This is a genomic window from Goekera deserti (assembly GCF_010685995.1).
Classification (GTDB): domain Bacteria; phylum Actinomycetota; class Actinomycetes; order Mycobacteriales; family Geodermatophilaceae; genus Goekera; species Goekera deserti.
In genome coordinates, this window is the sequence record NZ_JAAGWK010000009.1 from 115,411 (window position 1) to 140,248 (window position 24,838).

At 73.7% G+C, this 24,838-nt stretch carries 19 protein-coding genes and 1 tRNA gene; 9 read left to right on the top strand and 11 right to left on the bottom strand.

Features of this window, described 5'->3' with window-relative positions:
- The first annotated feature begins 20 nt into the window (after nucleotides 1-20).
- Nucleotides 21-422 carry a PaaI family thioesterase gene (locus G1H19_RS04960; RefSeq protein ID WP_152730642.1) on the top strand — a complete coding sequence of 134 codons (402 nt, stop codon included), beginning with the start codon at nucleotides 21-23 and terminating at the stop codon, nucleotides 420-422.
- 3 nt (nucleotides 423-425) lie between these two features.
- On the opposite strand, the gene G1H19_RS24405 is transcribed toward G1H19_RS04960, so the two are convergent.
- The gene (locus tag G1H19_RS24405; protein ID WP_152730643.1) at nucleotides 426-1,136 is read right to left on the bottom strand and encodes a GNAT family N-acetyltransferase; all 711 of its coding nucleotides are present in this window, start codon (nucleotides 1,134-1,136) and stop codon (nucleotides 426-428) included.
- Nucleotides 1,137-1,583: 447 nt separating this feature from the next.
- Here G1H19_RS24405 and G1H19_RS04970 point away from each other — a divergent pair, with 447 nt between their 5' ends.
- The 6 genes from G1H19_RS04970 (at nucleotide 1,584) to G1H19_RS04995 (ending at nucleotide 6,819) form a co-directional block, all read left to right on the top strand.
- Complete coding sequence (locus tag G1H19_RS04970) at nucleotides 1,584-2,819, top strand: branched-chain amino acid ABC transporter permease (protein ID WP_235927977.1); 1,236 nt, start codon at nucleotides 1,584-1,586, stop codon at nucleotides 2,817-2,819.
- A 5-nt stretch (nucleotides 2,820-2,824) separates the two neighbouring features.
- Nucleotides 2,825-3,841, top strand: a complete 1,017-nt coding sequence (locus G1H19_RS04975; RefSeq protein WP_152730644.1) for a branched-chain amino acid ABC transporter permease — start codon at nucleotides 2,825-2,827, stop codon at nucleotides 3,839-3,841.
- Entirely contained in the window at nucleotides 3,831-4,892 is a 1,062-nt protein-coding gene (locus G1H19_RS04980) for an ABC transporter ATP-binding protein (protein WP_152730645.1), read from the top strand. Before G1H19_RS04975 ends, G1H19_RS04980 begins: the two co-directional genes overlap by 11 nt.
- 43 nt (nucleotides 4,893-4,935) lie before the next feature.
- Nucleotides 4,936-5,790, top strand: a complete 855-nt coding sequence (locus G1H19_RS04985; RefSeq protein ID WP_202925824.1) for an ABC transporter ATP-binding protein — start codon at nucleotides 4,936-4,938, stop codon at nucleotides 5,788-5,790.
- A gap of 286 nt (nucleotides 5,791-6,076) precedes the next feature.
- The gene (locus G1H19_RS04990; protein WP_162392525.1) at nucleotides 6,077-6,397 is read left to right on the top strand and encodes a hypothetical protein; all 321 of its coding nucleotides are present in this window, start codon (nucleotides 6,077-6,079) and stop codon (nucleotides 6,395-6,397) included.
- The gene (locus G1H19_RS04995; protein WP_162392526.1) at nucleotides 6,394-6,819 is read left to right on the top strand and encodes a DUF1772 domain-containing protein; all 426 of its coding nucleotides are present in this window, start codon (nucleotides 6,394-6,396) and stop codon (nucleotides 6,817-6,819) included. Before G1H19_RS04990 ends, G1H19_RS04995 begins: the two co-directional genes overlap by 4 nt.
- A 256-nt stretch (nucleotides 6,820-7,075) precedes the next feature.
- Here the strand turns inward: G1H19_RS04995 and G1H19_RS05000 are convergent, their stop codons facing one another.
- Both G1H19_RS05000 and G1H19_RS05005 read right to left on the bottom strand, forming a co-directional pair.
- On the bottom strand, nucleotides 7,076-8,419 hold the full coding sequence (locus G1H19_RS05000) for an ABC transporter substrate-binding protein (protein WP_152730646.1): 1,344 nt from the start codon (nucleotides 8,417-8,419) through the stop codon (nucleotides 7,076-7,078).
- Nucleotides 8,420-8,595: 176 nt separating this feature from the next.
- The gene (locus tag G1H19_RS05005) at nucleotides 8,596-9,207 is read right to left on the bottom strand and encodes an ANTAR domain-containing response regulator (RefSeq protein ID WP_268895985.1); all 612 of its coding nucleotides are present in this window, start codon (nucleotides 9,205-9,207) and stop codon (nucleotides 8,596-8,598) included.
- 61 nt (nucleotides 9,208-9,268) lie between these two features.
- On the opposite strand from G1H19_RS05005, the gene G1H19_RS05010 reads away from it, so the two are divergent.
- A tRNA-Leu gene (locus G1H19_RS05010) sits at nucleotides 9,269-9,342 on the top strand.
- A 307-nt stretch (nucleotides 9,343-9,649) separates the two neighbouring features.
- Nucleotides 9,650-11,602, top strand: a complete 1,953-nt coding sequence (locus tag G1H19_RS05015) for an aminotransferase class V-fold PLP-dependent enzyme (protein ID WP_235927978.1) — start codon at nucleotides 9,650-9,652, stop codon at nucleotides 11,600-11,602.
- A gap of 36 nt (nucleotides 11,603-11,638) precedes the next feature.
- Here G1H19_RS05015 and G1H19_RS05020 read toward each other — a convergent pair whose 3' ends face one another.
- From G1H19_RS05020 to trpC, 8 genes are all read right to left on the bottom strand, one after another.
- On the bottom strand, nucleotides 11,639-12,577 hold the full coding sequence (locus tag G1H19_RS05020) for an acyl-CoA thioesterase (RefSeq protein ID WP_235927979.1): 939 nt from the start codon (nucleotides 12,575-12,577) through the stop codon (nucleotides 11,639-11,641).
- Nucleotides 12,574-13,989 (bottom strand): pyruvate kinase, encoded by a 1,416-nt coding sequence (gene pyk, locus G1H19_RS05025; RefSeq protein ID WP_152730648.1) that lies wholly within the window; start codon nucleotides 13,987-13,989, stop codon nucleotides 12,574-12,576. Before pyk ends, G1H19_RS05020 begins: the two co-directional genes overlap by 4 nt.
- Before the next feature lie 65 nt (nucleotides 13,990-14,054).
- Nucleotides 14,055-15,542: a glutamate synthase subunit beta gene (locus G1H19_RS05030; protein WP_162392527.1), complete on the bottom strand. Its 1,488-nt coding sequence runs from the start codon at nucleotides 15,540-15,542 to the stop codon at nucleotides 14,055-14,057.
- A gap of 50 nt (nucleotides 15,543-15,592) precedes the next feature.
- Nucleotides 15,593-20,311 (bottom strand): glutamate synthase large subunit, encoded by a 4,719-nt coding sequence (gene gltB, locus G1H19_RS05035; RefSeq protein ID WP_235909918.1) that lies wholly within the window; start codon nucleotides 20,309-20,311, stop codon nucleotides 15,593-15,595.
- 353 nt (nucleotides 20,312-20,664) lie between these two features.
- A complete protein-coding gene (lgt, locus tag G1H19_RS05040; protein WP_162392528.1) occupies nucleotides 20,665-21,645 on the bottom strand; it encodes a prolipoprotein diacylglyceryl transferase in 981 nt (326 codons plus the stop codon).
- Nucleotides 21,642-22,442: a tryptophan synthase subunit alpha gene (gene trpA / locus G1H19_RS05045; protein ID WP_162392529.1), complete on the bottom strand. Its 801-nt coding sequence runs from the start codon at nucleotides 22,440-22,442 to the stop codon at nucleotides 21,642-21,644. The genes lgt and trpA overlap by 4 nt, the downstream gene beginning before the upstream one ends.
- Nucleotides 22,439-23,788 (bottom strand): tryptophan synthase subunit beta, encoded by a 1,350-nt coding sequence (trpB, locus tag G1H19_RS05050; protein WP_162392530.1) that lies wholly within the window; start codon nucleotides 23,786-23,788, stop codon nucleotides 22,439-22,441. Before trpB ends, trpA begins: the two co-directional genes overlap by 4 nt.
- 91 nt (nucleotides 23,789-23,879) lie before the next feature.
- Nucleotides 23,880-24,689, bottom strand: coding sequence for an indole-3-glycerol phosphate synthase TrpC (gene trpC / locus G1H19_RS05055; protein WP_152730650.1), 810 nt, complete (start codon nucleotides 24,687-24,689; stop codon nucleotides 23,880-23,882).
- Between the last annotated feature and the right edge of the window lie 149 nt (nucleotides 24,690-24,838).

The following is a 24,838-nucleotide window of genomic DNA, read 5'->3' on the forward strand; positions in this document are numbered from 1 at the left end:
AGGGTGGCTACGGTCGGGGGATGCCGACCGCCGCCCCCGACTGGGTGCCCCACGGGACCACGAGCCCGCTCGACGACAAGCTGGGCATCCGGATCACCGACCACGACCCCGACCGGCTGGTGGCCACGATGCCGGTCGCCGGCAACGAGCAGCCCGCCGGCCTGCTGCACGGCGGGGCCACCTGCGCGCTGGTGGAGACGGTGGGCTCCTGGGCCGCGGCGCTGCACGCCGGGCCCGAGCGGCAGGTGGTCGGCGTCGAGCTGAACGTGAGCTACCTGCGGGCGGCGACCTCGGGCACGGTGACCGCCGTGTGCACGCCCGTGCGGCGCGGCCGGACGCTGTCCACCTTCGCCATCGAGCTCACCGACGACGAGGGCCGGGTCACGGCCAGCGCCCGGCTCACCTGCCTGACCAGGAGCTGAGGCTCAGCCGGCGTCCGGCCGGGGTCGGACGACGGGGAACGAGCCGGTCGACGTGCCGGGGCGGCGGCGCGGCGCGGCGCGGAGCAGCGCCGTGCCGGGCAGCCAGCTGCGCTGCCAGGCCGACAACGACCGGGACAGCTGCTCGCGGGAGACGATGCGCCGGGTGGTGAGCGGGGCGAAGCCCATCCGGGAGAGGAAGCGCTGACGCTCGGCCTCGTGCCCACCGGCGGCGGCGACGACGTGCTCGGCGCCGGTCTGCTCGGCGTAGGCGGCAGCCGCGGCGAGCAGCACCGCACCCACGCCGCGCCGCCGGTGGTCGCGGTGCACGACGAAGGAGTCCACGGTGACCTGCGGGCTGCCCAGCACCACCGACAGCGGGTCGACCCCGAGCACGGCGAGGCCGACGGCGACCTCCCCCGCGGTGTCGGCGCCGGGTGCGTTCGGGCCGGGCAGGACGGCGAGGACCACCCGGTGCTGCGGGTCGGCGAGCAGCCGGCGGAAGCCGGCGGCCGCGGCGGCGCCGGGGCCCTGGCCGGTGAGCACGTGCTCGACGTGCGACTCGGCCCGGTACTGGCGCACCAGGGCGAGCACGGCGGCGAGGTCGTCCCCGCGGGCGACCCGGGTCTGCACGGCCGACCGGTGGGCCGCACCGGCCCGGCCGCTGCGGACGACCCCGGAGGGCGGGCGCGGGCTGGGCACGGGCACGGCGGTCACCGGGGCCCGGAACTCCGTGGGCGCGCTCGTCGCCACCGGCCAGCCGCGGCCCGCGGTCGATCCTGTCTCACCAGACACAACTGCGGACACTGGAGCCCTCCCCGGACGGTGCGTGCAGCCTGCACCCTCCGCGGCATGCACACATGGCGGCGCGCCGCAACCCTCAGCAACGAACTCGTGGCCCCCACTTCGGACGGGGAGGAACCGCGCCGGGTCGCGATGAGGTCACAGCTCGTACCAGGACGACCCGAGACCGTCACAGGCGTGGGTTACTGTCCCGGCTCAATCCAACGGCTGGGAGGTCGAGTGACCCACGCGCCACACCGTGCGCCCGAGAACGTGGACCGACCCGTCCGCGACGCCGGGGACCGCACGGCTCGTCCCGGGGCGCGACTCCGGAGGCGGACGCGATGGTCCTCCGCCCGCCGCCCCCTGCTCCTGACGCTCGTGCTGGCTGCGCTCGCCATGGCGCTGGCCACGCTGGTGCCCGGCGTGGCCCAGGCGGCCGGTGAGCAGGTGCGCGGCACGCTGACCACCGGCGCCACCGGGCCGATCGAGGGCGCCACGATCACCGTGGAGACCGCCGACGGGGCCGAGGTCGACGAGGTCGAGACCGACGAGAACGGCCAGTTCGCGGTCGACCTGCCCGGCCCCGGCGACTACGTCGTGACCCTGGACGCCGAGTCGCTGCCCGACGGCGTCGAGGTCGGCCCGGCCGGTGACACCCGCACCGTCACGGTCACCACCGGGCGGCGGGCGCCGGTCAACTTCGCCCTCTCCGACGGCGAGAGCGGCGGCACCGGCCGCATCCTGGCCGTCCAGCTGCTGGTCGACGGCGTCCGGTTCGGCCTGCTGATCGCCATGTGCGCCGTGGGCCTGTCGCTGATCTTCGGCACGACGGGCCTGACCAACTTCGCCCACGGCGAGCTGGTCACCCTCGGCGCCGTCGTGGCGCTGGCGGTGAACGTGAGCGGTGGTGTGCCGCTCATCCTGGCCGGCCTCGTCGCCGTGGTGGCCGGCGCAGCGGTCGGCGCGCTCAACGAGCTCGGGTTGTGGCGCCCGCTGCGCCGTCGCGGCACCGGCCTGGTCGCCGCCCTGGTGGTCTCGATCGGTCTCTCGCTGGCCGGGCGCTACCTCATCCAGACCTTCTACGGCGGCCGGTCGCGGGCCTACATCGACTACCAGTCGCAGCGGGCCCGGGACTACGGCCTGTTCACCCTCACCGACCGCGACCTGTACTCCATCGTCATCTCGATCCTGGTGCTGGTCGGGGTCGCGGTGATGCTGCAGCGCACCCGGATCGGCAAGGCCATGCGGGCCGTCGCGGACAACCGCGACCTCGCTGCCTCCTCGGGCATCAACGTGGACCGGGTGATCCTGGTGGTCTGGAGCATGGGCGGTGCGCTGGCCGCGCTCGGCGGCGTGCTGCTCGGCCTGTCCGACCAGGTGCAGTGGGACATGGGCTTCCGGCTGCTGCTGCTGATGTTCGCCGGCGTCACCCTCGGCGGGCTGGGCACGGCCTACGGCGCGCTGGTCGGCAGCCTCATCGTCGGTGTCTTCGTCCAGCTGTCCACCCTCGTCATCCCCGATGACGTCAAGTACGTCGGAGGCCTGCTCCTCTTGATCGTCATCCTCGTCATCCGACCCCAGGGCATCCTGGGCAGTCGCGCACGGATCGGCTGACCGGCATGACCGAGTTCCTCGACGCCCTGCAGCTCGGCGTGCGCGCGATGTTCGCCTACCAGGCGGTGTTCTTCGCGCTGCTCGCCATCGGCCTGAACCTGCACTTCGGGTACACCGGGCTGCTCAACTTCGGCCAGATCGCCTTCGCGATGCTCGGCGGCTACGGGATCGCCATCTCGGTCAGCCAGTGGGGCCTGCCCTTCGGGGTGGGCGTGCTGGTCGGCCTGGGCGCGGCGGTGGTCCTGGCGCTGCTGCTCGGCCTGCCCACGCTGCGGCTGCGCGCGGACTACCTGGGCATCGTGACGATCGCGGCGGCGGAGGCGCTCCGGCTGCTGTTCCGGTCGGTGTCCGCCACCGACCTGACCGGCAGCACGCTGGGACTGCAGGCCTTCAACGGCGGCTTCCTGGCGCTGTGCCCGTGGACGGTCGCGAAGCGCTACGACATCCTCGGCACCCGGTGGAGCGGCGCCGAGCTGTGGGTGATCACGGTCGGCTGGACGCTGGTGCTGCTCTGCTCGCTGCTGGTCTTCGCCCTGATGCGCAGCCCCTGGGGTCGGGTGCTGCGCGCCGTGCGCGAGGACGAGGACGCCGCCCGCGCGCTGGGCAAGAACGTCTACGCCTACAAGATGCAGTCCCTGGTGCTCGGCGGCGTGTTCGGGGCCCTGGGCGGGATGGTCTACGCGGTGGGCACCGGGGCCGTCCAGCCCGACCAGTACCAGAACGCCAACACGTTCCTGGCCTACGGGGCGCTCATCCTGGGCGGTGCCGCGCGGGTGCTCGGGCCGGTGATCGGCGCGATGCTGCTCTGGTTCATCATCGCGTTCTCCGAGAGCGGCCTGACCGCCCTGGTCGACAGCGGTGTCAGCTTCTTCGGGCTGTTCCGGCTCGACGAGGTCTTCTCCACCACCGACGTCTCCTACGCCCGCTTCGTGATCATCGGGCTGGGCATCATGCTGCTGATGGTCTTCCGGCCGCAGGGCATCATCGGTGACCGACGAGAGGTGATGCTCGATGCCCGCTGACCCGACACCCCACGGCTCCTCCCCCGCCGGCGACCCAGCAGCCGGGGCGACCCGGGCGCCGGCGCCCGGCCCCGACGCCGACGCCGACGCACCGGCCCGCGCCTGGGCACGCGGCGACGCCCCCGCCCGGCTCGCCCAGACCGCGCTGGCCGACCTGCCCTGGCAGGTCGGGGTGCCCAAGCCCGACCCGGTCGTGGTCGTCGACGGCGTCACCCGCACCTTCGGTGGGCTGACGGCGGTCTCGGTCGACCACCTGGAGATCCAGCGTGGCGGCATCACCGGCCTGATCGGGCCCAACGGTGCCGGCAAGACGACGCTGTTCAACCTGCTGACCGGCTTCGACCAGCCGAACACCGGCACCTGGAGCTTCGACGGCCGGCCGCTGGGCAAGCTCGCCCCGCACCAGGTCGCCCGGCTGGGCGTGGTGCGCACGTTCCAGCTCACCAAGGCCCTGTCCCGGCTGACCGTGCTGCAGAACATGCTGCTCGGCGCCAAGGACCAGAGCGGGGAGAGCTTCTTCAAGGCGTTGCTGCCCACCACCTGGCGCGGCCAGGAGAAGGCGAACACGGAGAAGGCGCTGGACCTGCTGCGCCGCTTCAAGCTGGACGCCAAGAAGGACGACTTCGCCGGCACCCTGTCCGGCGGGCAGCGCAAGCTGCTGGAGATGGCGCGGGCGCTGATGAGCGACCCGAAGGTCGTCATGCTCGACGAGCCGATGGCCGGGGTGAACCCCGCGCTGACCCAGAGCCTGCTCGGGCACGTCAAGGACCTCCGCGAGGAGGGCATGTCGGTGATCTTCGTCGAGCACGACATGGACGTCGTCCGCGACATCAGCGACTGGGTCGTGGTCATGGCCGCCGGCCGGGTGATCGCCGAGGGCCCACCCGAGTCGATCTCGCAGAACAAGGACGTCGTCGACGCCTACCTCGGCGCCCACCACGACGCGCCGCTGACCTCCGAGGAGGAGGACCGGGTGCTCGCCGAGTCCCGCGCCGCCATCATCGCCGAGCGGGCCCCCGCCGGGACCCCCAGCGAGAGGACCGGACTGTGAGCGCCGAGGGCACGAGCACGGGCACCGCACTGGAGGTGCGACGGTGAGCGAGCCGCTGTTCGAGGTCGACGAGACCGGCGAGGACGTCACCCGGGCCGACACCGCGTCGTCGGCTGCCGAGCTGTCCCCCGCCGAGAAGGCGGCCACCCGCGAGGAGCACCTGAAGCTCGCGGAGGGCGCCCTGGTGCGGGCCGACGACCTCGTCGCCGGCTACGTGCCCGGGGTCAACATCCTGCGGGGCTGCGACTTCTACCTGCAGGACGGCGAGCTGGTCGGCATCATCGGCCCGAACGGCGCCGGCAAGTCGACGCTGCTGAAGACCCTGTTCGGGCTGATCCCGGTCCGCTCGGGCGAGGTCACGCTGCGCGGGGAGTCGATCACCGGTGCGCCGGCGCACCGGCTGGTCTCGATGGGCGTGGGCTACGTGCCGCAGAACAACAACGTGTTCCCCTCGCTGTCCATCGAGGAGAACATGCAGATGGGCGTGTTCCTGCGGCCGAAGACGTTCAAGGAGCGCTTCGACTACGTCATCGACCTGTTCCCGCTGCTCGGCGAGCGGCGCAAGGGCAAGGCCGGTGCCCTGTCCGGTGGCGAGCGCCAGATGGTGGCCATGGGCCGGGCGCTGATGATGGACCCGTCGGTGCTGCTGCTCGACGAGCCCTCGGCCGGCCTGTCGCCGGTCTACCAGGACGAGGTGTTCATCCGCTGCCGGCGGATCAACGCCACCGGCGTCTCGATCATCATGGTCGAGCAGAACGCCCGCCGGTGCCTGCAGATCTGCGACCGGGGCTACGTGCTCGACCAGGGCCGCAACGCCTACACCGACTCGGGCCGCTCGCTGATGAACGACCCGAAGGTCATCGAGCTGTACCTGGGGACCCTCGCCAAGGCCCAGTGACGCCCACGGCGCCGGCCCGCCGGGGTCGGCGCCGTCCGCCTCGCCCGGCGTGACCGTCCACCAGGTCGCGGGGGGCCGAGTCCGGGTCGAAGTGGGCCGTGACCCGCGCGGGGACGTCCCGGGTGCCGGGCATGCAGCACCGGGCCGTCGAGGGTGTGCAGCCGGACGTCGGTCGGGTGCACGCCCGCCGTCCTCGCCGCCGGCTCGCGGTGGGCGTCGCGGGCAGCCGTCGTCGTGGGGATCTGGGGTGTGCGGAGGGGGTGCGCCCGGTGGGCAGACTGGGCGGGTGACACGTGAGCAGCTGCTGGCCCGCTACCGGCACCTGGTGCTGGGTGAGCTGCCGCGGCGGGCGCGGGCCGGGCGGTGGGTGGTGACCGCCGACCACTGCTTCGGCCGGATCGTGCTCGACCACGCGGTGGGTGGTCGCTGGTACGACGTGCTGGACCGCCGCCGCTCCCCCGCGTTCGCCCAGTTGGACGACGAGCAGCTGGCCCGGGCGGTCGGGGTCGCCGAGCAGGTGGCCGCCGGCGGCGACCCGGTGCTGCGGGAGCTCGACGCGCAGAGCCTGGCCTGGCGCGGCAAGCCGCGGAAGCGACCGGCGCGGTGACGCTGCTGCTCGTGCACCTGGTGCTGGTCAGCGCGTACGCCGGGTTCCAGTGGACCGTGCGCGGGCTGGTCTACCCGCAGTTCGCCGAGGTGCCCGAGCAGGCCTTCGCCGGCTACGAGCGGGCGCACCAGCGCCGGGTCAGCGTCGTGGTCGGGCCGCTGTTCGCCGGGCAGGGCATCACCGTCCTGTGGCTGCTGGCCGACCGTCCGGACGGGCTGTCCCCCGGCTGGGTGCTCGCGTCCGGGGCGTTGCTCGCGGTCGTGCTCGGCGTCACCGCCCTGGGGGCCGTGCCGCTGCACCGGCGCCTGGATGCCGGGTGGGACCGCCAGGCACACCGGGCACTGCTCCGGGTGGACGCCGTCCGGCTGGCCGCGGCCCTCGCGAACGCGCTCGTCGTGCTGGTGGCGGTGCTGCGCGGCTGACGACCCGCGACCGGTCCTGGCCCCGTGGCCGTGCGGTCGGCGCTGCTCCTGGGTCGCCTGCACCGGAGCGTCCGGGTGGCGTGCCGCCCTGCAGGCGGGGCGGGACGCGGCGGTGAGCGCGTGACGTGCCGCCGGTGGGCCGACGGCCGAGCTCGGCCACGCGACCCTGGCCCGGCCACGACGCAGAGCGGCCCGGCACCTCCTCGTCGAGGTGCCGGGCCGCTCCGTCAGTGCGGTGATGCGGTGGTGCGGTGGGTCAGCGGGCCGGGCCGATGCCCTGCGCGTTGAGCTCCTGGATGATGCGGGCCGACTCGTCGAAGCCGATGACGATGATCGCGTCGGGGGCGAACTCGACCATCTGCTGGACCTCGGTGTCGTAGGACGACGCCGTCGGGTCGTAGGTGATGGCCCGGATGTCGCCCTCGGCGAGCCCACCGGCGACGAGGTTCTTGGTCACGTTGGTGGCCAGACCCGTGCCGTACGCGTCGTTCAGGTTCAGGATCCCGACCTTGGTGTTGCCGTCGGCCAGCACGAGGTCGGCCAGCGGCACGGCCTGCAGCTGGTCCGGCGGCGCGGTGCGGAAGTAGAGGTTCTTGTCCGCGTAGGTCGTGAACTGGTCGGAGGTGTTGGCCGGGGAGAACTGCACGACCCCGGCGTTCACGATCTTGTCGATGACGGTGAGGCTCACCGACGACGACGCGGCACCGATGATGGCGTTCACGTTCGCGGCGAGCAGCCGGTCGACCGTGGTGTTGGCGGTGTCGGTCGACGTGTCGCCCGAGTCGCCCTCGACCAGCTGGACCGGAGCGCCGAGCACGCCGCCCGCGGCGTTGATCTCCTGCACGGCGAGCTGCACGCCGGCGACCTCGGGCGGGCCGAGGAAGGCCAGCGAACCGGTCAGCGGCAGCAGCGTGCCGATGATCAGCGGATCGCCGGTGGCGCCGGGGGCGACCGGTGCCGGCGGGACGGCGGTGTCGGCCATCGACTCGTCGCCGGCGACCTGGAAGTCGGTCAGCGAGTCGTCGATCTTGTTGTCCTCGCCGAACTGCAGCAGGCCGAAGCTGGCGACCGCGGGCTCACCGGGGGCGGCGAAGTCCAGCGGGCCGGACGGCCCGTCGTAGTCCACGTCGCCGCCGGCGTTCAGGATCGCCAGGCAGGCCGCGAAGTCGGTGCACTTCTCGCCGCCGGAGGTGAGGCCGTTGATGTACGGCGCGAAGGCGGTGGCGTCGTTGGTGCCGGCCGACTGGGCCGCGAGGGCGGTCAGCACGACAGCGTCGTAGGACTCACCGGCGTAGTTGTACGTGCCACCCAGGTTGGGGTTCAGCGCGTCCAGGCGAGCCTTGAAGTCCGTGCTGAGGTCGGTGAGCGGGGTGGTGCCCTTCATCCCGGCGAGAGCACCCTGGTCGGTGAACTGGTCACCCAGGCTGCTGCCCATGTTGCCGTCGGAGCCGTAGATGTTGGTGACGTCCTCGCCGGCACCGGCGCCGCCGCTGCTGCTGGCGGTCGCCTCGTCGGAGCTGTCGTCGCTGCCGCACGCCGAGGCAGCGAGCAGGACGACTGCCGTGACCGAGACCGCACGGGCGATCTTGCCTGTTCGCATCAAGTGACTCCAGGGAGCTGTGTCGGTTCGTCGGAGAAGCTCCACGCGACACGGGGCCCCGGGAGATTCGGCGCTGACCGTAACCGCGGTTCTGCTCCCTGTGGACGGACCGTCGTGCACCGTGATGAGGTCGTGACCTCCTCCGGTTGCCCGGCTCCCGGGCCGGAAGAACTCCGTCAGCGCGCGGCCGGGTCGCCCTCGGGCTCGGTGACGGAGTGCTCCTCCATGATGGCCTCGGCCAGCACCCGCATCGAGGTGCGCTCGTTCATGGCGGTGCGCTGGATCCAGCGGAACGCCTCGGCCTCGGTGATCCCCCGGTCGGCCATCAGCTTGCCCTTGGCCCGCTCGACCACCTTCCGGGCCTCCAGCCGCTCCTTCAGGTCGCCCACCTCGGCGTCCAGGGCGGTCATCTCCAGGAACCGGGCGCGGGCCACCTCGATCGCCGGCACCAGGTCGTTCTTGGAGAACGGCTTCACCAGGTAGGCCATCGCGCCGGCGTCGCGTGCGCGCTCCACCAGCTCGCGCTGGCTGAACGCGGTGAGCACGATGACCGGGGCGATCCGGGCGGCGGCGATCTGCTCCGCTGCGGCCAGGCCGTCCAGCACCGGCATCTGCACGTCCAGGATCACCAGGTCCGGCGTCAGCGCGCGGGCCTGGTCGACGGCCTGCTGGCCGTCGCCGACCTCGGCCACGACCACGTACCCCTCCTCCTCCAGCATCTCCTTGAGATCGAGTCGGATGAGGGCCTCGTCCTCGGCGATGAGGACACGCGTCGCAGCACTGGTCACGGCTGGGAGCCTAGCCATCACCGGGGGTCCGGCGCGCCCGTTAGGCTGAGTGCGACTGTGAGCCCCCGTACCCCAATCGGTAGAGGGAGCGGATTCAAAACCCGCGCAGTGTCCGTTCGAGTCGGACCGGGGGCACCGTTCCGCGACCCCGGCTCCCGTCGCGGCCGGGTCCGGGCGCGGCCGGGTCCCGGCGCGATCGCGACGAACGCGGTGGCGACGAGCGCGGTGGCCCACGCCACGCGTTGCGGTGGCGAGCGCCCGGGCACACCACACACTGCCCGCGTCCTCCGGGCGTTGCCCGCCGTCCAGAGCCGGCACCGCCGGCCCCGAGCGGGCACCGCCGCCGCCCGAGCGGGCACTGCCCGTCGCGGTGCCGGGGCCGGGCGGCGCACCTCCCGGGGGCCCGGCTCCGCGGCGTGACCAGAGGGCCACAATGGGCGCCGTGACCGGCCACATGACCCCTGAGCAGTTCCGCCAGCACGGCCACGAGGTCGTGGACTGGATCGCCGACTACTGGTCGCGGCTGGAGACCCTGCCGGTGCGCTCGCCGCTGGCACCCGGCGACGTCCGGGCCGGGCTGCCCGCGCAGGCACCGGAGCAGGGCGAGCCGGTCTCGGCGATGCTGGCCGACCTCGACCGGGTCGTCGTCCCCGGGCTCACGCACTGGCAGCACCCCGGCTTCTTCGGCTACTTCCCGGCCAACACGTCCGGGCCCTCGGTGCTCGGCGACCTGGTCTCCGCCGGGCTCGGCGTGCAGGGCATGTCCTGGGTGACCAGCCCGGCCGCCACCGAGCTCGAGCAGCACGTCCTGGACTGGCTGGCTGACCTGCTCGACCTGCCCGCGGCGTTCCGCTCCACCGGCACCGGCGGCGGCGTGGTGCAGGACTCCAGCTCCGGGGCCAACCTGGTCGCCCTGCTGGCCGCGCTGCACCGGGTCAGCAAGGGCGCCACCGTCCGCGGCGGCGTGCTGCCCGACGACCAGCTCGTCTACGTCTCCGCCGAGACGCACTCCTCCATGGAGAAGGCGGTGCGGATCGCCGGCCTGGGCAGCGACGCCGTCCGGATCGTCGAGGTGGACGCCGACCTGGCCATGCGCCCGGCGGCGCTCGCCGCGCGGCTGCAGCGCGACCGCGACCGGGGCTTCACCCCGGTCATGGTCTGCGCCACCGTCGGGACGACGTCGACGACCGCGGTGGACCCGCTGGCCGAGATCGGCCCGATCTGCCGGGAGCACGGCGTCTGGCTGCACGTGGACGCCGCCTACGCCGGGGTCAGCGCCGTCGTCCCCGAGCTGCGCCACCTGCAGGCCGGCCTGGAGTGGGCCGACAGCTACACCACCGACGCGCACAAGTGGCTGCTCACCGGCTTCGACGCCACCTTGTTCTACGTGGCCGACCGGGCCGCGCTCACCGGGGCGCTGGCGATCCTGCCGGAGTACCTGCGCAACGCTGCCACCGACACCGGCACCGTGGTCGACTACCGGGACTGGCAGATCGAGCTGGGCCGGCGCTTCCGGGCGCTGAAGCTGTGGTTCGTGGTGCGCTGGTACGGCGCCGAGGGGCTCCGCGAGTACATCCGCGGGCACGTGGCGCTGGCCCAGGAACTGGCCGGCTGGGCGCGGGCCGACCCGCGCTTCGACGTCGCCGCGCCGCACCCGCTGTCGCTGGTCTGCCTGCGGCCACGCTGGGCGGACGGGATCGACGCCGACGTGGCCACCATGACCCTGCTGGAGCGGCTCAACGACGCCGGCGAGGTGTTCCTGACGCACACCACGGTGGGCGGCCAGGCGGTGCTGCGGGTCGCCATCGGCGCACCGACCACCGAGCGCCGGCACGTGGAGCGGGTGTGGGCGCTGCTCGGCGAGGCGCACGACTGGCTGGCGGCGGACTTCGCCGAGCAGGCCCGCGAGCAGGCCGCCCGGGACGCCGAGGCCGCCGCCGCCCGGGCTGCTGCCGAGGCAGCGGCCGAGGAGGCCGCCGCGGCCGAGCGGGCCGCCACGGAGCTGCTCGCCGCCGAGCAGCGCGCCCGCGAGGAGGCCGACGACCGGACCGCCCAGCAGGCAGAGGGTCAGCAGGCAGAGGGTCAGCAGACCGAGCACCAGCAGACCGGGGACCAGCAGACCGAGGACCAGCAGACCGAGGACCGGCAGGCACGCCAGGCGGCGGACCAGCCCGCCGTCGACGGGCCCACCGAAGAGGCACTCGCCACCGCGCACCCCGCCGTCGACGTACCGGCCGCGCAGGACGTCACCGCCGCGCAGGTGGCGGCGCAGGCCCCGCTGGAGCAGGTCGTCGAGCACCTGCCCACCGCCGGGAGGCCCGAGCCGGCCGCGCCCGCGGCCGAGGAGCTCACCGTCCCCCCGGTGGACGAGCTGGACGGCCCCGGACCGCGCTGAGGCACCGCCGGTCCCCACCCGCGTGGGGACCGGCGGTCACTCCTCGACGGCGCGGAGCAGGCCCTCCTGCGCGACGCTGGCGACGTGGGTGCCGTCGGCCGACCAGATCTGGCCGGTGCACAGCGCCCGGCCGCTGGCCGCGGCGGGGCTGTCGATCTCGTAGAGGAACCACTCGTCGGCCCGCACCGGCCGGTGGAACCAGACCGCGTGGTCCAGGCTCGCACCCACGATCCGGCCGCCCCAGCCGCCGCCGACCCGGGCGAAGCCGGCCGACAGCAAGGTCAGGTCGCTGGCGAAGGTGAGCGCGGCGCCGTGCACGCCGTCGTCGTCGGGCAGCCGGCCGGCGACACGCATCCACGTCCGTGACGCGGTGTGCGGCGGGGCCTTCGGGGTGGGGTCGTACGGGTCCTCGAGGTAGCGCTGCTCCACGGCCAGCCCGATGGCCCGGGCGGTCTGGCTGCGGTCGGGGTGCGCGGCGAGCACCTCGTCCAGGCCGGGCAGACCCTCGGGTCCGGGCACGTCGGGCATCGGCAGCGAGTGCTCCACGGCGGGCCGCTCGCCGGCGGTGAAGTCGGCGGTGAGCGCGAAGATCGCGACGTCCTCGCCCCGCCGGGTCTGCCGGGCGACCACCCGGCGGGTGCTGAACGAGCGGCCCTCGCGGATCCGGTCGACCTCGTACCGGATCTCCTCGTGCGGGTCGCCCGGCCGCAGGAAGTAGGAGTGCAGCGAGTGCACGTACCGGCCCTCGGGCACGGTGACGTCGGCGGCCATCAGAGCCTGACCGGCGACCTGGCCGCCGAAGATGCGCTGCAGCGGGGAACGGGGGGTCTGCCCGACGTAGAGGTCCGGCGCCCGCTCCTCCAGCTCCAACACCACCATCAGCGCGGCCGCCTGGGTCTGCACCTCGGGCCGGGCCCGGGACGGGCCGTCCGCGGCCGGCGGGACCGGCGCGGACGGCTCAGCGGGTGCGCTCACGCATCGGTGCCGATCTCGTGCACCCGCACCAGGTTGGTCGAGCCGACCGTGTTGGGCGGGCTGCCGGCGACCACGACCACCCGGTCGCCCTCGCGCATGCGCCCGATGGACAGCAGCGAGAAGTCGACCTGGCGGACCATGTCGTCGGTGTGCTCGACCAGCGGCACCAGGAACGTCTCCACACCCCAAGACAGCGCGAGCCGGCTGCGCACCCGGGGGTCGATGGTGAAGGCCAGGATCGGCAGCGGGGTGTGCAGTGCGGCCAGCCGCCGGGCGGTGTCGCCTGTCTGGGTGAAGGTGGCCAGGGCGCTGACCTCGAGGGCCTCGCCGACGTCCTTGGCGGCCCGCACGATGGCGCCGGAGCGGGACCGGGAGGGCCGCACGACCGGGGGCACCCGGATGTCGGAGGACTCGACCGCCTCCAGGATGCGGACCATGGTGCGCACCGCGGCGACGGGGTACTTGCCCACCGACGTCTCCCCGGACAGCATCACCGCGTCCGCCCCGTCGAGCACCGCGTTGGCCACGTCGGAGGCCTCGGCCCGGGTCGGCCGGGAGTTGCCGATCATCGACTCGAGCATCTGGGTGGCGACGATGACCGGCTTGGAGCGCTCGCGGGCGGCCTGCACGGCCCGCTTCTGCACCAGCGGCACCTGCTCCAGCGGCAGCTCCACGCCCAGGTCGCCGCGGGCGACCATGATGCCGTCGAAGGCCTCCACGATGGCCTCGAGGTTCTCCACCGCCTCCGGCTTCTCCAGCTTGGCGATCACCGGGACCTCGACGTCCTCCTGGCGCATGATCTCGCGCACCAGCTCGGCGTCGTCGGGTGAGCGGACGAAGGACAGGGCGATGAAGTCCACCGACAGCGACAGCGCGAAGCGCAGGTCCTCGGCGTCCTTCTCCGACATGGCCGGCACGCTGACGGCGACGTTCGGCAGGGACAGGCCCTTGTTGTTGGAGACCTTGCCGCCCTCGATGACCAGGCACCACACGTCCGGGCCGTCGACCTCGACGCAGGTCAGGGCGAGGTTGCCGTCGTCGACCAGCAGCCGGTCGCCGGGGCGGACGTCGTTGGCCAGGTTCTTGTAGGTGGTCGAGACGCGCTGGGCGGTGCCCGGCACGTCCTCGACGGTGATGCAGACGCGGGTGCCGGCCTCCCAGACGACCGGGCCGTCGGCGAAGCGGCCGAGGCGGATCTTGGGGCCCTGCAGGTCGGCGAGGACGGCGACGGCGCGGCCCACCTTGTCCGAGGCCTCCCGGACCAGCCGGTAGGACTCGGCGTGGTGGGCGTGCTCGCCGTGGCTGAAGTTGAGGCGGGCGACGTCCATCCCCGCCTCGACGAGCGCGGTGATCTGTTCCGGAGAGGACGTGGCCGGACCGAGGGTGCAGACGATCTTGGCGCGTCGGGACATGGCCCCAACGCTAGCGGGTGGGCGGCGCGGTGCCGCCCCCGGCTCGGGCCGGGGCGGCACCTGCGTCAGCGCAGCGCGACGGCCGTCGGGGTCACCGGACGGGGCAGCATGGAGCTGCCCACCAGCCACGCGTCGCAGGCCCCGGCGGCGGCCCGGCCCTCGGCGATGGCCCACACGATGAGCGACTGGCCGCGGCCCACGTCACCGGCGACGAACACCCCGGGCACGGTGGACATGAACTCCCCGTCGCGGGTCACGTTGCCCCGGGCGTCCACACCCAGGTCCAGGGTCTCGACCAGGCCGGCCCGCTGCGCGCCGGTGAAGCCCATGGCCAGCAGCACCAGGTCTGCGGGCAGCTCGCGGTCGGTGCCCTCGATCTTCTGGAACCGGCCGTCGACCATCTCCACGTCGTGCACCAGCACGGCGCGCACGTTGCCCTCGCCGTCGTCGAGGAAGCGCTCGGTGTTGACCGAGTAGAGCCGCTGGCCGCCCTCCTCGTGGGCGCTGGAGACGCGCAGCACCATCGGGTAGGTGGGCCACGGGTTCTTCTCCCCGCGGCTGGTCGGCGGCTCCGGCATGATCTCCAGCTGGGTCACCGACGCCGCACCCTGGCGGTGCGAGGTGCCGAGGCAGTCGGCGCCGGTGTCACCGCCACCGATGATCACCACGTGCTTGCCGCGGGCGCTGATCGGCGGCTCCTCGATCTCCCCCAGCGCCATCCGGTTGCCGTAGGGCAGGAACTCCATGGCCAGGTGGATGCCGGCGAGCTCGCGCCCCGGCGCGGGCAGGTCCCGGCCGACGGTGGCGCCGCCGGCCAGCACGACGGCGTCGTACTGCTCGCGCAGCTGCTCGGCCGACAGGTCGGACTCCCCCGCCCCGCCGATCTCCACGCCGGTGACGAACCGGGTGCCCTCGGCGCGCATCTGGTCCAGCCGGCGGTCGAGGTAGCGCTTCTCCATCTTGAACTCGGGGATGCCGTAGCGCAGCAGGCCACCGATCTTGTCGGCCCGCTCGTACACGGTCACCTCGTGCCCGGCCCGGGTGAGCTGCTGGGCCGCGGCGAGCCCGGCGGGCCCGGAGCCGACGACGGCGACCTTCTTGCCGGTGAGCTCCTGCGGCGGCTGCGGCCGCACGAAGCCCTCGGCGAAGGCCCGGTCGATGATCTCGAACTCGATCTGCTTGATGGTGACCGGGGAGTCCTGCAGGTTGAGCACGCAGGAGCCCTCGCACGGCGCCGGGCACAGCTTGCCGGTGAACTCGGGGAAGTTGTTGGTGGCGTGCAGCCGCTCGATGGCCTCCTTCCAGTCGTCCCGGCGGACCAGGTCGTTCCACTCCGGGATCAGGTTGCCCAGCGGGCAGCCGTGGTGGCAGAACGGGATCCCGCAGTCCATGCAGCGCGCCGCCTGGGTGCGCAGCGCGGCGGTGCCGAAGAACGCCTCACCACCGTTCTCCCGGTCGAGGTAGACGTCCTTCCAGTCGGTGATCCGCACGTCGACCGGGCGGCGCGGCGGCACCGCGCGGTCGTACTTCAGGAAGCCGGTCGAGTCAGCCACGGGGCACCTCCAGGGACGAGCAGGGGACGGCAGGCGGGAACAGCGGCCGGTCAGCCACGAGCGGCCTCCATGACGGCGAGGTCGACGTCGTAGCCGGCGGCCTCGGCGGCCCGCCGGGCCTCCATGGCGCGGCGGTAGTCGCGCGGCATGATCACGCTGAACCGCTCCGACCAGCGGCCCCAGTCGGCCAGCAGCGCGGAGGCGACCGTCGACTCGGTCTCGACGGCGTAGCGCTCCAGCACCTCGCGCAGCCAGGCCGAGGACTCCGGCTCCAGCGTCTCGATGTCGACCATGTCCGGGTTGACCCGGTGCCGGGCGAGGTCGAGCACGTAGGCCACCCCGCCGGACATGCCGGCGGCGATGTTGCGCCCGGTGGCGCCCAGGATCACCGCGTGGCCACCGGTCATGTACTCGCAGGCGTGGTCGCCCACGCCCTCCACGACGGCCAGCGCACCGGAGTTGCGCACGCAGAAGCGCTCGCCGACCCGCCCGCGCAGGAAGATCTCCCCGCCGGTGGCGCCGTAGCCGATGACGTTGCCGGCGATGACCGAGTCCTCGGCCGCGAAGGTGGCCTCGGCGGCGGGCCGGACCACGATCCGCCCCCCGGACAGGCCCTTGCCCACGTAGTCGTTGGCGTCCCCGAGCAGCCGCATGGTGATGCCGGCGGGCACGAAGGCACCGAAGGACTGCCCGGCCGACCCGGTGAAGGTCAGGTCGATCGTGCCGTCGGGCAGGCCCGCGCCGCCGAAGCGGCGGGTGACCATCGAGCCCAGCATGGTGCCGACGGTGCGGTTCACGTTGCGCACCGGCAGCTCCAGGCTCACCGGCCGGGCGTCCAGCAGCGCACCCTCGCACAGCTGGATCAGCGTCTGGTCCAGGGCGACGTCCAGCCCGTGGTCCTGCCCGCGGACCCGGCGGCGCGGGGCGCCCTCGGGCAGCTCCGGCACGGCCAGCATCGGGGCCAGGTCCAGGCCGGCGGCCTTCCAGTGGTCGACCGCCGGGGCCACCTCGAGCAGCTCGGCGTGGCCCACGGCCTCGTCGACGGTGCGGAAGCCCAGCTCGGCGAGGTACGCGCGCACCTGCTCGGCGAGGAACTCGAAGAAGGTGACGACGAACTCCGGCTGCCCGGTGAACCGCTTGCGCAGCTCGGGGTTCTGCGTGGCGACGCCCACCGGACACGTGTCCAGGTGACAGACCCGCATCATCACGCAGCCGCTGACCACCAGCGGGGCGGTGGCGAAGCCGTACTCCTCGGCTCCCAGCAGCATGGCGACCAGCACGTCACGACCGGTCTTGAGCTGGCCGTCGACCTGCACGGTGATCCGGTCGCGCAGGCCGTTGGCCAGCAGCGTCTGCTGCGTCTCGGCCAGGCCCAGCTCCCACGGGGAGCCGGCGTGCTTCAGCGAGGTCAGCGGCGCGGCACCGGTGCCGCCGTCGTGCCCGGAGATCAGCACGACGTCGGCGTGGGCCTTGCTGACCCCGGCCGCCACGGTGCCCACGCCCACCTCGGAGACCAGCTTGACGTGCACCCGCGCCTCGTCGTTCGCGTTCTTGAGGTCGTGGATGAGCTGCTTGAGGTCCTCGATGGAGTAGATGTCGTGGTGCGGCGGCGGGGAGATCAGGCCGACGCCCGGGGTGGAGTGCCGGGTGCGGGCGATCCACGGGTAGACCTTCTGGCCGGGCAGCTGGCCGCCCTCGCCGGGCTTCGCGCCCTGCGCCATCTTGATCTGGATGTCGTCGGCGTTGACCAGGTACTCGCTGGTCACCCCGAACCGCCCGCTGGCGACCTGCTTGATCGCCGAGCGGCGGGAGTCGCCGTCGGGGTCGCGGACGAAACGGTCGGGGTCCTCCCCGCCCTCCCCGGTGTTCGACTTGCCGCCCAGCCGGTTCATGGCGATCGCCAGGGTCTGGTGCGCCTCGGCGGAGATGGAGCCGTAGCTCATCGCGCCGGTGGAGAACCGCCGGACGATCTCGCTGACCGGCTCGACCTCCTCGATCGGCACCGGCGGGCGCACACCGGTGCGCACCCGGAACAGCCCGCGCAGCGTCGCGGCGTCGGCGGAGAGCTGGTCGACGGCGGCGGTGTACTTCTCGAAGACGTCGAACTGCCGGGCCCGGGTGGCGTGCTGCAGCAGGAACACCGTCTCGGGGTTGAACAGGTGCACCTCGCCCTCACGGCGCCACTGGTACTCCCCGCCGGTCTCCAGCCGGCGGTGCGCCCGCTCGGTGGCGTTGGTCGGGTAGGCCCGCCGGTGCCGCATGGCGACCTCCTCGGCGAGCACGTCGATGCCCACGCCGCCCAGGGTGGACGACGTCCCGGTGAAGTACTCCTCCACCAGCTCCTGGGACAGGCCGACGACCTCGAAGATCTGCGCCATCGTGTAGCTGCCGACGGTGCTGATGCCCATCTTGCTCATCACCTTGAGCACGCCCTTGCCCATGGCCTTGACCAGGTTGCGCACGGCCTGGGCGGGCTGCACGCCGGTGAGCATGCCGTCGCGGATCAGGTCCTCGACGCTCTCGAAGGCCAGGTAGGGGTTGACGGCCGCGGCGCCGTAGCCGAGCAGCAGCGCCACGTGGTGCACCTCGCGGCAGTCGCCGGACTCGACGACGAGACCGACCTCCATGCGGGTCTTCGCCCGCACCAGGTGGTGGTGCACGGCGGCGGTCATCAGCAGCGACGGGATCGGCGCGCGCTTCTCGTCGCAGTCCCGGTCGGACAGCACGATGATCCGGGCGCCCGCGGCGATCGCCTTGCTGACCTTGGTGCGCAGCTGCTCGACGGCCTCGGCGAGCGCGGCTCCCCCGCCGTCGACGTCGTAGTGGCCGGTGATCCGGACGGCGGCGAAGCCGGGCAGGTCGCCGTCGTCGTCGATGTGCAGGATCTTGGCCAGCTCGTCGTTGTCGATGACCGGGAACGGCAGGAACACCTGCCGGGAGGACGCCGGGGTGGCCTGCAGCAGGTTGTGCTCCGGGCCGAAGGTGCGCCCGAGGCTGGTCACCAGCTCCTCGCGGATGGCGTCCAGCGGCGGGTTGGTCACCTGGGCGAACAGCTGCCCGAAGTAGTCGTAGAGCAGCCGGGAGCGGTCCGACAGCGCCGCCACCGGGGTGTCGGTGCCCATCGAGCCGATCGGCTCGGCGCCGGAGGACGCCATCGGGGTGAGCAGGACCCGCAGGTCCTCCTCGGTGTAACCGAACAGCTGCTGGCGCCGGACGACGGACTCGTGGCTGGGCCTCGACCGGCGGCGCTCGGGCAGCGAGGGCAGGTGGATCAGCCCGGCGTGCAGCCAGTCGTCGTACGGGGCCTGGGCGGCCAGCGCGCCCTTGACGTCCTCGTCGGAGACGATCTTCCCGGAGGCGGTGTCGACCAGGAACATCCGGCCCGGCTGCAGCCGGCCCTTGGCGACGATGTCACCGGCCGGGATGTCCAGCACGCCGACCTCGCTGGCCAGCACCACCAGGTCGTCCTTGGTCTGCCACCAGCGGCCGGGGCGCAGCCCGTTGCGGTCGAGCACGGCGCCGATCAGGGTGCCGTCGGTGAAGGCCACGCAGGCCGGCCCGTCCCACGGCTCCATGAGCGCGGAGTGGAAGCGGTAGAACGCCCGGCGGGCGGGGTCCATTTCGTCGTGGTTCTCCCACGCCTCGGGGATCATCATCAGCACGGCGTGCGGCAGCGAGCGCCCGGACAGGTGCAGCAGCTCCAGCACCTCGTCGAAGGTCGCCGAGTCGCTGAAGTCACCGGCGGTGACCGGGAAGATCCGCTCCAGGCCGAGCTCGGAGGCGGGGCCCGCCGGGCCGTCGAACAGCTCGGTGGACAGCTTGGCCTCGCGGGCCCGCATGCGGTTGCGGTTGCCCTTGATGGTGTTGATCTCGCCGTTGTGCGCGATCAACCGGAACGGGTGCGCCAGTGGCCAGCTGGGGAACGTGTTGGTGGAGAACCGGCTGTGCACCAGGGCGATCGCCGACTCGTACCGCTCGTCGGTCAGGTCGGGGAAGAAGGCGGGCAGCTGGTCGGTGGTCAGCATGCCCTTGTAGGTGATCGTGCGGGAGGACAGCGACGGGACGTACATCGAGCTGCCCGCGTCGACGGCGGCCCGCTCGGCCCGCTTGCGCAGCACGAAGGCCCGCCGCTCCAGCCGGGTCACCCCGTGCGGGGCGACGGTGCCGCCGAAGGCGCGCTCGTCGGCGCGGCCACCGGTGGTCTCGGCGACGAACAGCTGGGCGAAGTGCGGCATCACCGCGCGCGCGGTCGGCCCGACGTCGGCCCCGTCGGGGTCGACCGGGAGCTCGCGCCAGCCCAGGACGGTCAGGCCCTCCTCGGCGGCGATCCGGGCGACGTCCTCGTGCCGGGCGGCCCGCTCGGCCTCGTCGACCGGCAGGAACGCGATGCCGACGGCGTACTCGCCGCTGGGCGGCAGGTCGAAGTCGACGCTGGCCCGCAGCAGCCGGTCCGGCACCTGGGTGAGGATGCCGGCGCCGTCACCGGAGTTCGGCTCGGAGCCCGCGGCACCGCGGTGGTCGAGGTTGTGCAGGGCGGTGAGCCCGGCGGCGACGATCTTCCGGGAGCGCCGGCCGCGGGCGTCGGCCACGAAGGCCACGCCGCAGGCGTCGTGCTCGTGGGCCGGGTCGTACAGACCGGAGGCTGCCGGGACGGCCGAGAACGGCACCCGGGTGCCGGGTACGGGACGGGCCGTCGGGACGGGTGCCGATGCGGGCAGCGCTCGGTGGTCGGTGCTGGCCGAGTGCTCAGGGGCGGTGGGGGCAGACATGTCACTCCCGTCGTCGGCTGGCCGCGGCACCACCCGAGGGGGTGCCGGTGCGTCGGGTGGGTACCCGGCCGGTGGTCTGAGGACCGGCTCGCTGTGCTCAGCGTCGCCGGTGGACTGCGTGGTGCGGTGCAGGGCTGCCTGCCGTGCGGGGTGGGGCTACCGGTGCAGACACGGTGCGTCCGACCCGGGGACAGCTGCGCTCGGCCCGCCACTGGTGGCTGACGGACCGGTCGTGCTCGGGGCAGCGCTGGCCCGGTTCCGACAGGGACGGACCGGCCAGGATCGCTGGCGGTCCACCGGCAGCGTACACAGCCACGTCACCGTCGTGACCGCTGCTGGCCGCCTCCCCGACGTCAGTCCGGGGCGCGGTCGGCGGGTCTCCCCGACGGCGTGTCGGGAGCCCCTGCTGCGGGGTGGTCGGCGTCACCGTCGCCGCCCGCGGCGACGGTCGTGACCGTGCCCGGCGACGGCACCGCACCGGCCGGTTCCGCGGACGCCTCGGCCGCCGCCGCGTCGGCGGCGCGGGTGAGCACCTCGCGCGGGCGGCCCCGCAGGGCTACGAGGTAGGCCACCGCGAGCAGCCCGACGACGACCGAGGTGAACACGTTGAGCCGCAGCCCGAAGAAGTACTCGGCGGTGTCGATGCGCAGCATCTCGATCCAGCCGCGGCCCAGGCAGTAGAGCGCCACGTACAGGGCGAACGCCCGGCCGTGGCCCAGCCGGAAGTGCCGGTCGGCCCACACGACCACCGCGGCCGCGGCCAGGTTCCACAGCAGCTCGTAGAGGAACGTGGGGTGGTAGGTGGCCGCGTCCAGGTAGCCGGCGACCCGGTGCTGCTGGTCGATCTCCAGCGCCCAGGGCAGCGTCGTGGGCCTGCCGTAGAGCTCCTGGTTGAACCAGTTGCCCAGCCGGCCGACCGCCTGCGCGACGAGCAGCCCGGGGGCCAGCGCGTCGGCGTAGACCGGCAGGGGGATGCCGCGGCGCCGGCAGGCGATCCACGCGCCGACCCCACCCAGGGCGATGGCACCCCAGATGCCCAGGCCGCCCTCCCAGATGGCGAAGGCCCGGATCGGGTCGCCGCCCTCGCCGAAGTACGGCTCCGGGGTGGTGATCACGTGGTAGACGCGGCCACCGACGATCCCGAACGGCACCGCCCAGACGGCGATGTCCAGCGCCTCGCCGGGGATGCCGCCGCGGGCCACCCAGCGCTTCTCCACGATGACCGAGGCCAGCACGATGCCCGCGATGATGCACAGCGCGTAGGCCCGCAGCGGGAACGGCCCGATCTCCCAGACGCCCTGGCTGGGGCTCGGGATGCTGGCCAGGACGGTCACGCCGGCACCCGCTGGCCGCGGCGCACACCGGCGGCGAGGTCGACCGACAGCGCCCGGACGGCCTCCGGCCCGCCGTCCACCAGGGCGCGCACGTAGGCCGAGCCGACGATCACGCCGTCGGCGAAGGCGGCCACCTCGGCGGCCTGGTCACCGTCGGACACGCCGAGCCCGACGCAGACCGCGAGGTCGGCCGCGGCGGCGCGGGTGCGCGTCACCAGCTGCTCGGCCGTGCCGGAGACCGTGCTCCGGGTGCCGGTGACCCCCATCGTGGACGCCGCGTACACGAACCCGCGGCAGGCGGCGGTGGTGGACAGCAGCCGGGCCTCGGTGGAGGACGGCGCCACCAGGAAGACCCGGTCCAGGCCGACCCGGTCGGAGGCGTCCAGCCAGGCGGCGGCCTCGTCGGGCACGAGGTCGGGGGTGATCGCCCCCGCTCCCCCGGCCGCGGCCAGGTCGGTGGCGAACCGGTCGACGCCGTAGCGCTCGATCGGGTTCCAGTAGCTCATCACCACCGGGACGGCGCCGGCAGCGGCGACGGCGGAGACGGCGGCCAGCACGTCGCGCATCCCCACCCCGGCGCGGACGGCGACCTCGACGACCTCCTGGATCGTGGGGCCGTCCATGCCGGGGTCGGAGTAGGGCACGCCGATCTCCACGATGTCCGCCCCGCCCTCCACGGCGGCGGTCATCGCCTCGATCGACCCCGGCACGTCCGGGTAGCCCACCGGCAAGTAGGCGATCAGGGCGGCACGGCCCTCGGCACGGGCCCCGGCGATGCGTTCGGCCAGCGCGCTCACAGCGCGGTCCCGTCCTGCACGGTGGTGTCGTCCGCGGTGCCCAGGGCCGGGCCCGGCTGCGCGCCGTGGCCGGCCTCGACCGCGCGGGCGTCGCCGTCGGTGGTGGCCTGGCCCAGGCCGAACCAGGCCGTGGCGGTCTCGACGTCCTTGTCGCCGCGGCCGGAGAGGTTCACCAGCAGCAGGGCCTCCGGCCCCAGCTCACGGCCCACCACCAGCGCGCCGGCCAGGGCGTGCGCGGTCTCGATGGCCGGGATGATGCCCTCGGTGCGGCAGAGCAGCGCGAAGGCCTCCATGGCCTCGGTGTCGGTGACCGGCCGGTACTCCGCGCGGCCGATGTCGTGCAGGTGGGAGTGCTCCGGGCCCACGCCGGGGTAGTCCAGCCCGGCGGAGATGGAGTGCGACTCGATGGTCTGGCCGTTGTCGTCCTGCAGCAGGTAGGTGCGGGCGCCGTGCAGCACGCCCGGGTCACCGCCGGTGATGGAGGCCGCGTGCCGGCCGGTGCCGACGCCGTCGCCGCCGGCCTCCAGGCCGATCAGCCGCACGCCGGCGTCGGGCACGAAGGCGGTGAAGATGCCGATGGCGTTCGAGCCACCGCCGACGCAGGCCAGCACCGCGTCGGGCAGCCGGCCCTCCCGCTCGAGCACCTGCTGGCGGGCCTCGTCGCCGATGACCCGCTGGAAGTCGCGCACCATCTCCGGGAACGGGTGCGGGCCGGCCACGGTGCCGAAGACGTAGTTCGTCGTCTCGACGTTGGTGACCCAGTCGCGGAACGCCTCGTTGATCGCGTCCTTCAGCGTGCGCGAGCCGGTGGTGACCGGGACGACGGTGGCGCCGAGCAGCCGCATCCGGGCCACGTTGAGCGCCTGCCGGCGGGTGTCCTCCTCGCCCATGTAGACCACGCACTCCAGGCCCATCAGCGCCGCCGCGGTGGCGGTGGCGACGCCGTGCTGCCCGGCGCCGGTCTCGGCGATGACCCGCTTCTTGCCGATCCGCTTGGTCAGCAGCGCCTGGCCCAGCACATTGTTGATCTTGTGCGAGCCGGTGTGGTTGAGGTCCTCGCGCTTGAGCAGCACGCGGGCGCCCCCGGCGTGCTCGGCGAACTTGGTCACCTCGGTGATCGGCGAGGGCCGGCCGGTGTACTCGCGCTGCAGCCGGTCGAACTCGGCGTGGAACTCCGGGTCGCGGCGCATCGCGGCGTAGGCCTCGGTCAGCTCGTCCAGCGCGGCGATCAGCGCCTCGGGCACGAAACGGCCGCCGTAGACGCCGAAGTGACCGCCGGCGTCGGGCCACTCCGGGCGGGCCGGCGAGAGCAGTTCCTCGGACGGGCGCACGGGTGTGGTGGTCATGGCACCAGCTTGACACGAGCTGCCGACGAACCGGCCCGACGGCCCGGGGACCTCCCCCCACGGCCCCTCTCGGGGGTGGGGTGAGGGGTCCTCAGCGCGTGGTGCGCGGGGTGGCGGGGTGCGCGCCGGCGGTGACCAGGTCGGCCACGGCCTGCCGCGCGTCGCCGGCGGTGACCAGGCCCTCGCCGACCAGGACGGCGTCGGCTCCGGCGGCCGCGTAGCCGATCAGGTCGTGCGGGCCGCGCACGCCGGACTCGGCGACCTTGACCACCTCCGAGGGCAGCCCGGGGGCGATCCGCTCGAAGGTGGAGCGGTCGACGTCGAGGGTGGTGAGGTCGCGGGCGTTGACACCGATGACCCGGGCGCCGGCGGCGAGCGCCCGGTCGGCCTCTCCCTCGGTGTGCACCTCGACGAGCGCGGTCATGCCGAGGGACTCGATCCGCTCCAGCAGGCCGACCAGGGCGTTCTGCTCCAGGGCGGCCACGATCAGCAGGACGACGTCCGCGCCGTGGGCCCGGGCCTCGTGCACCTGGTAGCTGCTGACGACGAAGTCCTTGCACAGCACCGGCACGCCCACCGCGGCGCGGACCGCGGAGAGGTCGGCGTGCGACCCGCCGAAGCGGCGCCGTTCGGTGAGCACGCTGATCACCCGGGCCCCGCCGGCGGCGTACTGCACGGCGAGGGCGGCGGGGTCGGCGATGGAGGCCAGGTCACCCTTGGACGGGCTCCGGCGCTTCACCTCGGCGATGACCCCGACGCCGGGTGCGCGCAGGGCGGCGAGGGCGTCCAGGGCCGGGCTGGCGGCGTCGGCGGCGGCCCGCACGGCGTCGAGCGGGGTGGCCTGCTGGCGGGCCGCGACGTCCTCCCGGACGCCGGCGACGATCTCGTCGAGGACGCTCATGAGCCCTCCTGGCCGATGGTGGTCGGACGGGTGTCCGCTGGTGCGACCCGGGCCCCGGAGGCCCTGCCCGAGGGGTGCTCGACGGCGCCCGCCCACGCGTGCCCCGGCCCGGATCGGTGTGCTGACTGTAGAGAGAGCTGTGTGGCGCA

Excerpts from the sequence above, each read along its gene's own strand:
- trpB (WP_162392530.1), bottom strand. The coding sequence starts at position 23,788 with ATGACCACCACACCCGTGCGCCCGTCCGAGGAACTGCTCTCGCCGGCC.
- G1H19_RS05000 (WP_152730646.1), bottom strand. The coding sequence starts at position 8,419 with ATGCGAACAGGCAAGATCGCCCGTGCGGTCTCGGTCACGGCAGTCGTC.
- trpC (WP_152730650.1), bottom strand. The coding sequence starts at position 24,689 with ATGAGCGTCCTCGACGAGATCGTCGCCGGCGTCCGGGAGGACGTCGCG.
- G1H19_RS04980 (WP_152730645.1), top strand. The coding sequence starts at position 3,831 with ATGCCCGCTGACCCGACACCCCACGGCTCCTCCCCCGCCGGCGACCCA.
- gltB (WP_235909918.1), bottom strand. The coding sequence starts at position 20,311 with ATGTCTGCCCCCACCGCCCCTGAGCACTCGGCCAGCACCGACCACCGA.
- pyk (WP_152730648.1), bottom strand. The coding sequence starts at position 13,989 with ATGTCCCGACGCGCCAAGATCGTCTGCACCCTCGGTCCGGCCACGTCC.
- G1H19_RS04960 (WP_152730642.1), top strand. The coding sequence starts at position 21 with ATGCCGACCGCCGCCCCCGACTGGGTGCCCCACGGGACCACGAGCCCG.
- G1H19_RS04975 (WP_152730644.1), top strand. The coding sequence starts at position 2,825 with ATGACCGAGTTCCTCGACGCCCTGCAGCTCGGCGTGCGCGCGATGTTC.